The following is a 12,454-nucleotide window of genomic DNA, read 5'->3' as shown; positions in this document are numbered from 1 at the left end:
GAGCATCATGGCGGACAAGACGGGGCGGCTCTTTGCGATCATCGACGGCTTGCGCCGGCGGCGGCGGCCGGTGACCGCCGAGGCGCTGGCGGAGGAGCAGGGCGTGTCGGTGCGCACGCTGTATCGCGATATCCAGGCGCTGATCGCGCTGGGCGCGCCGATCGAGGGCGAGGCGGGGGTCGGCTATATGCTGCGCCCCGGCTTTTTCCTGCCGCCGCTGATGTTCACTGCCGATGAACTGGAGGCGCTGGTGCTCGGCGCGCGCTGGGTCGAGGGGCGGCAGGACGGATCGCTGTCGCGCGCGGCAGGGCTGGCGCTTGCGAAGATCGCGGCAGCGAGTCCCGACGAACTCAAGCAGCGGATCGACGAGTCGGGGCTGTGGCCGGTGAACAGCCGCTGGCGCGAGAGCAATGCGCCGCTGCTCGCAACCGTGCGCGCGGCGATGCGGGCGGAAAAGACGCTGCACATCGATTATGCCGACGAGAAGGGCATGGCGAGCGAGCGTGCGATCTGGCCCGCGGCGCTCGCCTATTTCGAGGATAAGCAGGTCATCGCCGCCTGGTGCCTGCTGCGACAGGACTTTCGCAGTTTCCGCATCGACCGGATCGGCGCGGCGCGGATCGGCGACGAGGGTTTCGGGCGACGGCGGGCGGTGCTGATGGCCGATTGGTGGCGACGGAACGGATATGACGCCGCCTCCTGACATGATCTGTCAGGGGGGTGGGCTAATCCTCCTCGGGTGAGAGGCGCCGGCCTGCGGCGCCCGTCAGACCGGAGGATTTTAGGATGCTGAAGACCCACCATGGTTCGTGCCACTGCGGCGCCGTCAAGTTCGAGGCCGATATCGACCTCGAGGCAGGAACGGGCAAATGCAATTGCTCGATCTGCACCAAGAAGCGGAACTGGAGCGCGCAGATCAAGCCCGACGCCTTTCGCCTGCTGACCGATCCCGCGGCGCTGGAGGAATATGTGTTCGGATCGGGGAGCGCGCATCATGTCTTCTGCAAGACGTGCGGCGTGTCGTCGTTCGGCCATGGCTATGTCGAGGAGATCGGCGGCGCTTATTATTCGGTGTCGATCGCATGCCTCGACGATCTGACCCCTGCCGAGATGGCAGCGTTGCCGGTGACACATATGGATGGAGCGGGCAATAATTGGTGGAACCCGCCTGCGGTCACCGCGCATATGTGATCGGGTGCCGAGGCGCATCCGAAGCCGGGTTGCGGAGTGGCGGGTTGGGGGTGGGGAGCGGACGTTGCGTCACCCCACTTCGTCATCCCGGGCTTGATCCGGGATCCCGCTTTTTGACGCGCTCACTGACTTCGGCCTCAAGCGGGACCCCGGATCAAGTCCGGGGTGACGAGGGTGGGGAGGTCCGCAACCGGTCGAAAACCGTCAGAACTGGTACGCCAGCCCGCCGCCGAAAAGCCATTGGTCGACGCTGCCCGCGTCCTTCACGATCGGCGAGTCGGCGAAGCGTGAGATGAGGCGGCCATATTGGGCGCCGCCGATCAAGACGAAGCCTTTGCGAAGGTCGCCCGAGAGCGCATAGGCGCCCGCCATACCGAGCGTATATTTGCCCGCGGTCGCCTTGGTCCCCGCGCGCGAATAGACCGGAAGACCGCTCGCGGCGCTGCCGACGGGGTCGATGTCGTAATAATAGCGGCCGAACCCCTTGCCGTAGAAATTCACCGACGCCGACACACCGATATAGGCGCGTTTCGAAAGCGGAGTGCCGTAGTCGATCGTCGGCGACGCGGCCCAACTGCCGTGGCGGCCCGAAACATCCTTGGTGGCAACCAGGCGAAAGCCGATCTGGTCGTAGGCGCTGGTGACCACGCCGGTCTTGGTGACGCCCGTGAAGAAGCCGGCCTCGATCGCCATCTTGCGGTCGGGGAGCAGGTCGACCTGCGGATCCTTGACGCTGCCGGTGCGATCGCCGCGCAGGCTGACGATCGGGCCGAATTTCCAGTCAACCTTTTGCCCCCGGCGGTGGCGGATCAGGTCGACCTGGAGATTGGTGCCGCGCGTCGAAAAGGAAAAGCCGCTGATCCGCCCGCGCAGGTAAAAGGCGGGCAGGAAGCGGCGGTCGTCCGAGCCATTATAGTCGGGCGTGTTGAGCACGCCCGCGGCAACCGCGAAATAATCGCGCGACCATTTGCGCTCGCCCTCGTCATCGTCGGTGCGCGCGCCGGGAAGCAGGATATTCTCGTCGATATCGGTGTTCTGGAGGAAGCGCGCGGGTTCGTCGTCGATCCCGGTCGCGAGGCCGGTGTCGGGGGTGGTGACGGTGATTTCGTAGGGCAATGGTGCGTCTTCAGCAGCGGCGGGCGCGGCGAAAGCGAAGGCGGCGAGGAGCGGGAGGAGGTGCGCTGGGCGGGTGATGCGGAAGAGCTGGGTCAAATCGGGCATGGTCATCCGCTTAAACATCCTATGGTCTTGCCCCTCTTTACGGGGGTGTAAGTAAACATTCTGCCGTTGCAACGGCTTCGTCTTGCCGAAGGATGCATTTGGCCGCATGTGACTTTCATGCACCAGCGCGCCTTCATCGCTTTCATATTCCCCCACATCGCCATTGGTTCCCGAGCGGGCGCAGCGTCATGAGCCGCATTCCCCGCTTGATCGGCTATGCCTTCATGGCCGCCGCGGCGGTGCTTGCGGCCGCGATGAAGAAGGAGGGCGTCGACAGCGTCGGACCGCTCCCCGCCGTCGCGGTCGCATTGTTCCTCGGCATGGTCGGGGTGATGCTGGTGTTCACCGACCTGATGGTGCGCGGGCTTTATGCGCAGGTCGATGCGGCAAAGGGCCGCGAGAAAGAGAGCGAGGAAGTGAGCGAAGGGGGCGCTGGCGACTGATCCCTTTTCGTTCGACACCCCATCCGCTTGGCAGTATGACGGCGCGATGACTGATCGTCCGCATACGCCGCTGCTCGACACGGTGGATGTCCCCGCTGACCTCCGCAAGCTGAAGCCCGAAGACCTCCGCCAGTTCGCTGACGAGCTGCGCGCCGAGATGATCTCGGCCGTGGGCACCACCGGGGGTCATCTCGGCTCGGGACTTGGCGTCGTCGAGCTGACGACCGCGCTCCATTATGTGTTCGACACGCCGCGCGACAAGATCGTGTGGGACGTCGGGCATCAATGCTATCCGCACAAGATCATTACGGGGCGCCGCGACCGGATTCGCACCCTTCGCACCGGCGGCGGCCTCAGCGGTTTCACCAAGCGCAGCGAGAGCGAGTATGACCCGTTCGGTGCGGCGCATTCGTCGACCTCGATCAGCGCGGCGCTGGGCTTTGCGATCGCGAACAAGCTGAAGGACGAGCCCGGGCGCGCGATCGCGGTGATCGGCGACGGGTCGATGTCGGCGGGCATGGCCTATGAGGCGATGAACAATGCCGCCGCGGCGGGCAACCGGCTGATCGTGATCCTCAATGACAATGACATGTCGATCGCGCCGCCCGTCGGCGGGCTCTCGGCCTATCTGGCGAAACTCGTGTCGTCGCGGCCGTTCATCGAGCTGCGCGAGATTGCGCGGCGCTTTGCGCGCAAGCTGCCCGAACCGCTGCACAAGGCGGCGAAGAAGACCGACGAATATGCGCGCGGCATGGCGATGGGCGGGACGCTCTTTGAAGAGCTGGGCTTTTATTATGTCGGGCCGATCGACGGGCATAATCTGGAGCATCTGATCCCGGTGCTGGAGAATGTGCGCGACAGCGACCATGGCCCGGTGCTGATCCATGCGGTGACGGTGAAGGGCAAGGGCTATGCCCCCGCCGAAGCCGCCGCCGACAAATATCATGGCGTGCAGAAATTCGATGTGATCACCGGCGAACAGGCGAAGGCGCCGCCGGGACCGCCAGCGTATCAGAATGTCTTTGGCGAGACGCTGGCGAAACTCGCCGAGACCGACAAGCGCATCGTCGCGATCACGGCGGCCATGCCGTCGGGGACGGGCGTCGACAAATTCGCCAAGGCGCATCCCGACCGGACGTTCGACGTCGGGATTGCCGAGCAGCATGCGGTGACGTTTGCGGCGGGGCTTGCCGCGCAGGGGATGCGTCCGTTCGCGGCGATTTATTCGACCTTCCTCCAGCGCGCCTATGATCAGGTCGTGCATGATGTCGCGATCCAGAATTTGCCGGTGCGCTTTGCGATCGACCGCGCGGGGCTCGTCGGCGCTGATGGATCGACGCACGCGGGGTCGTTCGACGTCACCTATCTGGCGACGCTCCCCAATTTCGTCGTGATGGCGGCGGCTGACGAGGCCGAACTGGTCCATATGACCTATACCGCCGCCGAATATGACGATGGGCCGATCGCCTTTCGTTATCCGCGCGGCAACGGCACCGGGGTGGCATTGCCGACGGTTCCGCAGAAGCTCGAGATCGGCAAGGGGCGCGTCGTGCGTTCGGGCAAGACCGTCGCGATCCTGTCGCTCGGCACGCGTTTGGCGGAGGCGCTGAAAGCGGCCGATACGCTGGAAGCGCGCGGGCTGTCGACGAGCGTGATCGACCTGCGGTTCGCCAAGCCGCTCGACGAGGAACTGATCCGCAAGACGCTTAGCGGCCATGAAGTCTGCGTGACGATCGAGGAGAATAGCGTCGGCGGGCTCGGCGCGCATGTGCTGACGCTGGCGAGCGACGAGGGGTTGATCGACGCGGGGCTGAAGCTGCGGACGATGCGCTTGCCCGACGTTTTTCAGGATCAGGACAAACCCGAGCTGCAATATGACGAGGCAGGGCTCAACGCGCCACAGATCGTCGATACCGTGCTGAAAGCGCTGCGACACAATAGCGCGGGCGTCGAGGAAGCAGGCGTGCGGGCTTGAGCGGCTGGTGGTTCGCCGCTGGCTGCGTCGGACTGTTCCTGCTGTTATGGGCGATATTGGCGCGCCGTTGGCGAAGCCAGGCTGCGAAGCTCGCGGCGTCGCGGCCCAATCTCAGCGAGGCTGAATTCCTGTCGGCCGTCACGGAGGTCTCCGATCCTGATATTGCGCGATATTTGTGGGAGGAGTTCGCCGACTATTGGTCGCCGGCGACGCCGCACCCCGACGACGATTTTCTGAACAGTCTTCCGATCGATCCCGAGGAGCCGCAGGACTGGCTTGAACGCTTTTGCCAGCAGCGGGGCTACGACTGGCGGGCATGGCCGGCGTGGGAAGAAGGGCGCCCGACGACAGTGCGCAGCTTTGCCCTGTGGCTCGCCGAGGGACGCCGCCGCGCAGAGGCGTCGGCATGAACTTCTTCAACCTCTTAAAGTCGCTCGACGAGTTGCTGTACGAGGTGATGTCGTGGCTGATCTTTTACCCGGTCACTTTGTGGCGCACGCTGGTGCGGCCGCTGAAGATGATGGATTATTCGGATCTCGAGCAGCATGATGCCGAGGACAAGCAATATACCGACACGCTCGCGCCGCCGCTGTTCCTGCTGTTGACCCTGATCATCGGGCACGGAATCGAGCTGTCGCTCGTTGGGCAGGCGGAGGAAATCGGAAGCAAGGTGGGCCTCAGCGCACTTATCAGCGACGATTCGAGCCTGATTCTGCTGCGCACCGCGACCTTTAGCCTGTTTCCGCTGGTGCTCGCGGCGCGGCTGCTGCGCGCGAAACGCAAACCGCTCGACCGCGAGACGCTGCGCGGGCCCTTTTACGCGCAATGCTATGTCGCGGCGCCGCTCGCTTTGATGAGCGGATTGTCCGAGGTGCTGATCCGCCTTGCGCATACATGGTCGGTGCTGACAGGCGCGGGGCTTTATCTGTTCGCGCTGCTGTGGTTCGGAACCTTGCAGATATTATGGTTCCGCCAGCATTTGCGCGCGGGCGCGCTCAAGGCCTTCGGTCATGCCTCGCGGGCGATGATCGAAAGCCTGATTGCGGTGGCGTTTCTGGCGTGGCTCTTTTGAGCCGAAGCGCCGCCTAGCTGGTCGGGATTGCCGCCGATGCGTCGCGGCCGTCGCCTTCGGGCGCGGCGAGGATGTCACGGACGACGAGGCCCTTGTCGACAACCTGCGTGTCGGGGCTGCCGATCTGGCTGCGGATGCCCGGGTCGGAACGTGCGCCGTCGGCGCTGCCGATGATCTGCGTTTCGCTTGCGCTACGCTGCGACGGGCCGCCGAAGAGGGCGCGGAGCGTCTGTTCGGCGGTCGATTCGCCGCCGGGGCGCGCGGTGCCAGGCGCCGGCGGGGTCAGCGCGAAATCGGGCGGCACGACGAGCGGCGCCTGACGCGACACCATCATTTCGTCGGGGCGGTCGCGGCTGAACAGGCTGTTCGACCCACAGGCCGACAGCGTCGTGGCGAGGATCGAGGCGGCCAAGATGGCGGTGGTCCGGTTCACTTTACTATACTCCCAATGCGCCCCGTTAATCGGCGGACGGCTGACCGTCCGTGTTCGCGGCCTTTTCGCCCAAGAGCAGCGCGCGCGCAACCAGCAAAAGCACGCCGAGCGTGATGCACGCATCGGCGACGTTGAAGATCATGAAGGGACGGAAATCGCCGATGTGCAGGTCGGCGAAGTCGACGACATAGCCGAAACGCACGCGGTCGACGATATTGCCGAGCGCGCCGCCGAGGATCATCGCGAGCGCGATCACATCGCCCTTCGCCTGCTCGCGCGTCATCCAGAAGGCGACTGCGGCGGCGACGATCCCCGTCACCGCGACGAGCGTCCAGCGCGTCGTGTCGGTGCAACTGGCGAACATCGACAGCGAAATCCCGCAATTTTCCGCCCAGGTCAGGTTGAAGAAGCTGGTGATTTCAATCTGCCCCTTGGGTTCCAGCGACAGCGGCACCGTCACGACCCATTTGGTGATCTGGTCGAGGATGAAGGCGACGGCGGCGAAAATCAGGCCGAAGCGCAGATAGGGGGAACGGGTTCTGCTCATGCCGCGGTCAATACCGTGTCGCAGCGATTGCACAAGGCGCCGTCCTCGGTCACCTCGGGCAGGTGGCGCCAGCAGCGGCCGCATTTGTGGTTTTCGGTGCGGGTGACCGCGAGTTCGTCCCCGGCGCGTGCGACCGACACGATGAAGATTTCCTCGAGCGCCGCGGGATCGAGCGTCGGATCGGGGATCGTGACTTCGGCCTCAAGGCTCGAACGGATCGTCTTTTCGCGGCGATAGGGCTCGATCGCCTCGGTCACGGCCTCGCGCTGGGTGCGGACGCCCGCCCATTTGGTCGCGAGCGCGGCGTCGTTCCATGCGGCGTCGACGCTCGGCCATTCGAGCAAATGGACCGAACCGGCTTCGGGATAGCGCGTACCCCACACTTCCTCGGCCGTGAACACCAGCACCGGGGTCGCGTAGCGGACGAGCGCGTGGAACAGGATGTCGAGCACGCTGCGATAGGCGCGGCGCGTGTCGGTGCCGAGCGGTGCTGCAGGGCCGAGGTCGCAATAGAGGACGTCCTTGCGGATGTCGAAATAGAAGGCCGACAGATCCTCGTTGCAGAAATCGGCGAGCAGGCGCGTGTAGCCGTTGAAGTCGAAATCATCGACCGCCCGATGCATCTTGGCGTCGAGGTCGGCCAGCAGCGAGAGCATATAGCGCTCAAGCTCGGGCATCGCCGCGACGTCGGTGATGCGTTCCTCTTCGCTGAACCCGTCGAGCGCGCCGAGCAGGTAGCGGAAGGTGTTGCGCAGCTTGCGATACTGGTCGGCAACGCCTTTCAGTATCTCGTCGCCGATGCGATGGTCCTCGGTGAAGTCGACGCTGAGTGCCCACAGCCGGATGATGTCGGCGCCGTTGGTTTCCATCACCTTGACGGGATCGGTCGTGTTGCCGAGCGACTTCGACTGTTTGAAACCCTTGCTGTCCATCGTGAAGCCGTGCGTCAGCACCGCCTTGTACGGCGCCTGGCCGCGCGTGCCGCAGCTTTCGAGCAGCGACGACTGGAACCAGCCGCGATGCTGGTCGCTGCCCTCCAGATAGAGGTCGGCGCTGTGCGTGCCGCCGTCGTGGCGGACGAGCGCGGGCCAGCGGCCGCTTTCCAGAACGAAGGCGTGGGTGCAGCCCGAGTCGAACCAGACGTCGAGAATGTCGACGATGCGTTCGTAGTTCGCGGCGTCATATTGATCGCCGAGATATTCCTGCGCGCGCGCGTCGTTCCACGCGTCGACGCCGCCCGCCTTCACCGCCGCGACGATGCGGTCGTTGACGGCGGGGTCGTTCAGATATTGCCCGGTCTTGCGATCGACGAAGAGCGTGATCGGCACGCCCCACGCGCGCTGGCGGCTGAGCACCCAGTCGGGGCGGCCCTCGACCATCGATCCGATGCGGTTGCGGCCCTTTGCGGGGACGAAACGCGTGTCGTCGATCGCCTGCATCGCCGCCTGACGCAGCGTCGGCGCGTCGCAGAGATCTTCCTCGTGCGGGTTGAGCGCGCCGCCCTCATTCTCCCAGCGCTTTTCGCGCGGGGTCTTGGGCTCGATATGTGTCATGACCTTGTCCATCGGCACGAACCATTGCGGCGTGCAGCGATAGATGACCTTGGCTTTCGAGCGCCAGCTATGCGGATAGCTGTGCTTGTAATCGGCGCTGGCGGCGAGCAGCGCGCCGGCCTCGCGCAGGTCGGTGCAGATCGGGCCGTCGGGGGCGTTGAACTTGGGGTTGATTACCGACCCCTGACCGCCGAGCCAGCCCCAGTCGGCGCGATATTTGCCGTCGCCCTCGACCGCGAAAACGGGGTCGATGCCGTTCGCCTTGCACAGGTCGAAGTCATCTTCGCCATGGTCGGGCGACATATGGACGAGCCCGGTGCCGCTGTCGGTGGTGACGAAATCGCCCGCGAGGAAGGGACGCGGGCGCGCGAAGAAGTCGCCGAGCGCGTGCATCGGGTGGCGGGCGATGGTGCCGGCGAGGTCGGTGCCTTTGCCCTGCCAAAAAATCTCGGTCGAATCTTGGTTCAAGAATCGGCTGTAAAGTGCGCCCGAGAGTAGGAGCGGTTTCGCCACAAGATATTTGGCGCCACCATGTTCGCCGACCAGAACATATTCTACTTCCGGCCCATAGGCCAAAGCCTGATTGACTGGGATCGTCCACGGCGTGGTCGTCCAGATGACGGCATAGGCGCCGACCAGTTCCTTGATCGGGCTTTCGACGATCTCGAACGCGACGTCGATCTGCGTCGAGACGATATCCTCATATTCGACTTCGGCTTCGGCGAGCGCGGTCTTTTCGACCGGCGACCACATCACCGGCTTGGCTCCGCGATAGAGCATGTCGTTCGCGGCGAACTTCAGCAGTTCGCGCACGATCGTGGCCTCGGCCTCATAATCCATCGTCAGATACGGATGATCCCAGTCGCCGCCGATGCCGAGGCGCTTGAGCTGTTCGCGCTGGGTGTCGACCCAATGCTGCGCATAGGCGCGGCATTCGGCGCGGAACTCCTCGACCGGAACCTCGTCCTTGTTGAGCTTTTTCTTGCGATATTGCTCCTCGACCTTCCACTCGATCGGCAGACCGTGGCAGTCCCAGCCGGGGACGTAGGGCGCGTCCTTGCCCTTCAGCGTTTGCGTGCGGACGACCATGTCCTTCAAGATATGGTTGAGCGCATGGCCGATATGCATGTCGCCATTGGCATAGGGCGGGCCGTCGTGGAGGATGAACTGGTCGCGGCCCTTGCGGCTTTCGCGGATCTGCCCTTCCAGATTGCCCTCGATCCATTTGGCCAGAATCAGCGGTTCCTTCTGCGGCAGGCCGGCTTTCATCGGAAAGTCGGTCTTGGGCAGGAAGACGGTGTCGCGATAGTCGCGCTGTTCTGCGATGGAGGGCGTGTCAGTCATGGTCGCGGCGCTTAGCGTAACAAAAGGAGATTTTCACCTTTTAAGTGGTTGCTCCCTTTCGAAGTCGGTTTGTGGCGCGTGGGCCCCGGCCTTCGCCGGGGAACATGAAGGGGTAAGCGCATTTTCTGTTCCCCGGCGAAAGCCGGGGCCCATGCGGCGTCAAACAAGATTTGCAGACAGATCACGCCAGTCAGGATTTAGCGTTTCGATCAGCTCGATCTTCCATGCGCGCTTCCATCCTTTCATCTGAAGTTCGCGGCGGCGCGCGTCCTGAAGGTCGTCGAAATGTTCGAACCAGACGAGCGTGCGGAGGCCGTATGTTTTGGCAAAGCCTTCGACCGTTCCTGTGAGGTGTTGCCAGATGCGTTGCGGCAGGTTGCTGGTCACGCCGATGTAGAGCGTGCCGTTGCGCTTGTTGGTGAGGATATAGACGTAGCCTTGTTTCAACATGACCCGTCATACTGGGCCCCGGCTTTCGCCGGGGAACAATTGGGTCCAATCTGACCCAAACCTCAGAGGAGCGGGGCTATTTCTGCCGCGGACGCAGTGCCGGCCCTACCTCGCGGATATCTTCGACCCAGATATAGCCGTTGAAGCTGGCGGGCACTTTCGCGAGTTGTTGCGGTGTCGTGAGACCCTCGTTCGACTTGCCGCTTTCATGCGGGCCGAGCACGATGACGCGCGCGCCGACGCTGTCCATCCGTGCGATCAGCCGGTCGGGCCAGCCCCAAAAGGCCCATTGATAGTTGATCGGGATCGCGATCACGCCGTTCCGGCAGCTTTCGGGGACGATACCTGTCCAGCCATAGGTGACATAATCTTTGGTGCAGGCTTTCGCGCCGTCTTTCAGGTCGAATGACCAATTGGCGGGCAGCAACTGCCGCATCCGCTTCACGGGGCGTTCGCCGCCATAGAAGGCATCGCCGATATTCCGGCTGTCGCGGCCCGCGGCCTTCAGGATCGTAAAAAGCTGCTCGGCCTCGGCGGCGTAGTTCGACTTGAAGTTGAAGAGGATCGGGTGGACGGGCAGCGCGGCGAGGCCTTCCTCGACCGTCGGCATCTTGCCGACACCCTTGCCGCGCAGCGGGAAGGTCTGGCCGCCGTCGGCGGTATAACCATAGCCGATGTCGAGCGCTTTCAACTCGGCCAGCGTCAGGTCGCGCGTCTCGCCCTTGCCGTCGGTTCGGCAGTCGACGGTCCAGTCGTGGAAAAGGACCATGCGCCCGTCCTTCGTCGGCGCGACGTCGACCTCGACCATCGCCGCGCCGAGCCCGACTGCCCAGCGCATCGATTCGGGGGTGTTTTCGAACACGTCGTGGCTTGGCGGGAGCGCGTGCGCGGCGGTGCAGGTGTCGCGGCCCGCCGCGGCGCGCTTGTCATAGAGATGATAGACGCCGCGGTGCGCGATGAGCTTTGGTTTGCCCGCGGGGTCGGGGGCGAGGAAACTGGCGTTCGAGAGAGTGAACCAGGCGACGATCGCGGCAAAGACCCATAGCAGAATCTTCGTGCGGCGCTTCATCGGCTTTTTCGGCGGGCCTTCGAGGGCTGATGCCCAATCGTCGCTGTCGGTCATCATTCCCCCTTGTCGCCCCTCTCGCGGCGAGGGTCAGATGTCCGCCAGTAGCGCCTTTGCCGCGTCACAATCCACAGCGATTTGAACCATTAAGGCGTCCATATTGTCGAACTTCGCCTCGGGCCGGATGAAGGCGTGGAAGGCGACGTCGATTTCCTGGCCGTAAAGATCTTCGGCGAAGTCGAAGAAATGCGGTTCGAGCAATTCCTTGGGCGGATCGAAGCTTGGGCGAATGCCGAGGTTCGCGGCGCCCTTCAGAACGCAGCCGTCGGGCAGCCGGCCAGTGACGGCATAGATGCCGTAACGCGGGCGCAGATATTGGCCCATTTCGAGGTTTGCGGTCGGGAAGCCGAGCAGGCGGCCGTTCTTGTCCCCATGCTGCACGACATTGCGCACGGTGAACGGCCGGGTGAGCAGGCGCGTCGCGGCGGCGCAGTCGCCCACCTGCAATGCTTCACGGATGCGGCTTGACGAGATTACCTCTGCGCTATCGCCCAAGGGCGCGACCATTTCGGTGAAGAAGCCAAGGCGGCGGGCATGATCGGCCAGGGTGACAACATTGCCGCCGCGGCCCTTGCCAAAGACGAAGTCGGCGCCCGTGACGACGCCCGCAGCACCGTAACGATCGAGCAACAGCCCGGTGATGAAATCCTCGGCCGTCGTTGCGGCAAGCGTCGCATCGAAGGGCAGAACGAGCATCGCGTCGGCACCCGCCGCAGCGAACAGTTCGAGCCGCTGGGCGAGTGTCGTGAGGCGGAAGGGCGGGACGTCGGGTTTGAAAAAGCGTACCGGATGCGGGTCGAAAGTCGCGACGATCGCTGGGCGGCCCTCGTCGCGCGCGTGGCGCACCGCGCGGCCGACGACCGCTTGATGTCCCGCGTGGAAGCCGTCGAAATTGCCGAGTGCGATCACGCCGCCGCGCAGATCGCCCTCGATACGGTCGTGGCCGTCGAGGCGGATCATCGATTGCTCTTTCCCCGTTCGTGCTGAGCTTTTCGAAGCACTGTTCTATTCTTCGACGGCGCTAGAAGGAAGAACGGCCCCCTTCGACTGCCTTGCAGGCGCTCAGGACAGGCTTCGCCAAGCTCAGGGCGAACGGTTT

13 protein-coding genes are annotated in these 12,454 nt (G+C 64.2%); 6 read left to right on the top strand and 7 right to left on the bottom strand.

Going from position 1 to position 12,454, the window contains the following annotated elements:
* The first annotated feature begins 7 nt into the window (after positions 1-7).
* Positions 8-703 (top strand): YafY family protein, encoded by a 696-nt coding sequence (locus SC1_RS18615; protein ID WP_062185873.1) that lies wholly within the window; start codon positions 8-10, stop codon positions 701-703.
* An 83-nt stretch (positions 704-786) separates the two neighbouring features.
* Entirely contained in the window at positions 787-1,191 is a 405-nt protein-coding gene (locus SC1_RS18610; RefSeq protein WP_062185871.1) for a GFA family protein, read from the top strand.
* A gap of 204 nt (positions 1,192-1,395) precedes the next feature.
* Here the strand turns inward: SC1_RS18610 and SC1_RS18605 are convergent, their stop codons facing one another.
* Complete coding sequence (locus SC1_RS18605) at positions 1,396-2,412, bottom strand: MipA/OmpV family protein (protein WP_193749224.1); 1,017 nt, start codon at positions 2,410-2,412, stop codon at positions 1,396-1,398.
* Between the two features lie 188 nt (positions 2,413-2,600).
* Here SC1_RS18605 and SC1_RS18600 point away from each other — a divergent pair, with 188 nt between their 5' ends.
* Genes SC1_RS18600 through SC1_RS18585 form a run of 4 tightly spaced genes read left to right on the top strand, consistent with a single transcriptional unit; the run spans position 2,601 to position 5,902 of the window.
* The gene (locus tag SC1_RS18600; RefSeq protein WP_062185867.1) at positions 2,601-2,855 is read left to right on the top strand and encodes a hypothetical protein; all 255 of its coding nucleotides are present in this window, start codon (positions 2,601-2,603) and stop codon (positions 2,853-2,855) included.
* Positions 2,856-2,901: 46 nt separating this feature from the next.
* Positions 2,902-4,830, top strand: a complete 1,929-nt coding sequence (dxs, locus tag SC1_RS18595; protein WP_062185865.1) for a 1-deoxy-D-xylulose-5-phosphate synthase — start codon at positions 2,902-2,904, stop codon at positions 4,828-4,830.
* Positions 4,827-5,240: a hypothetical protein gene (locus tag SC1_RS18590; protein ID WP_062185863.1), complete on the top strand. Its 414-nt coding sequence runs from the start codon at positions 4,827-4,829 to the stop codon at positions 5,238-5,240. Before dxs ends, SC1_RS18590 begins: the two co-directional genes overlap by 4 nt.
* Positions 5,237-5,902 carry a hypothetical protein gene (locus tag SC1_RS18585; protein WP_062185861.1) on the top strand — a complete coding sequence of 222 codons (666 nt, stop codon included), beginning with the start codon at positions 5,237-5,239 and terminating at the stop codon, positions 5,900-5,902. The genes SC1_RS18590 and SC1_RS18585 overlap by 4 nt, the downstream gene beginning before the upstream one ends.
* A 13-nt stretch (positions 5,903-5,915) precedes the next feature.
* On the opposite strand, the gene SC1_RS18580 is transcribed toward SC1_RS18585, so the two are convergent.
* The 6 genes from SC1_RS18580 to SC1_RS18555 form a co-directional block, all read right to left on the bottom strand.
* On the bottom strand, positions 5,916-6,335 hold the full coding sequence (locus tag SC1_RS18580; RefSeq protein WP_062185858.1) for a DUF3035 domain-containing protein: 420 nt from the start codon (positions 6,333-6,335) through the stop codon (positions 5,916-5,918).
* 25 nt (positions 6,336-6,360) lie between these two features.
* The gene (lspA, locus tag SC1_RS18575; RefSeq protein WP_062185856.1) at positions 6,361-6,882 is read right to left on the bottom strand and encodes a signal peptidase II; all 522 of its coding nucleotides are present in this window, start codon (positions 6,880-6,882) and stop codon (positions 6,361-6,363) included.
* The gene (ileS, locus tag SC1_RS18570; protein WP_238586779.1) at positions 6,879-9,779 is read right to left on the bottom strand and encodes an isoleucine--tRNA ligase; all 2,901 of its coding nucleotides are present in this window, start codon (positions 9,777-9,779) and stop codon (positions 6,879-6,881) included. The genes lspA and ileS overlap by 4 nt, the downstream gene beginning before the upstream one ends.
* Before the next feature lie 159 nt (positions 9,780-9,938).
* Positions 9,939-10,229, bottom strand: coding sequence for a GIY-YIG nuclease family protein (locus SC1_RS18565; protein WP_062185854.1), 291 nt, complete (start codon positions 10,227-10,229; stop codon positions 9,939-9,941).
* A 76-nt stretch (positions 10,230-10,305) separates the two neighbouring features.
* Positions 10,306-11,352, bottom strand: a complete 1,047-nt coding sequence (locus SC1_RS18560; RefSeq protein WP_193749222.1) for a glycerophosphodiester phosphodiesterase family protein — start codon at positions 11,350-11,352, stop codon at positions 10,306-10,308.
* 33 nt (positions 11,353-11,385) lie between these two features.
* On the bottom strand, positions 11,386-12,315 hold the full coding sequence (locus SC1_RS18555) for a bifunctional riboflavin kinase/FAD synthetase (protein WP_062185850.1): 930 nt from the start codon (positions 12,313-12,315) through the stop codon (positions 11,386-11,388).
* Positions 12,316-12,454: the final 139 nt, after the last annotated feature.

It is taken from the genome of Sphingopyxis sp. C-1, assembly GCF_001047015.1.
Classification (GTDB): domain Bacteria; phylum Pseudomonadota; class Alphaproteobacteria; order Sphingomonadales; family Sphingomonadaceae; genus Sphingopyxis.
Note: the sequence above shows the minus strand (reverse complement) of the source record. Positions and strands in the feature narration are given on the sequence as shown.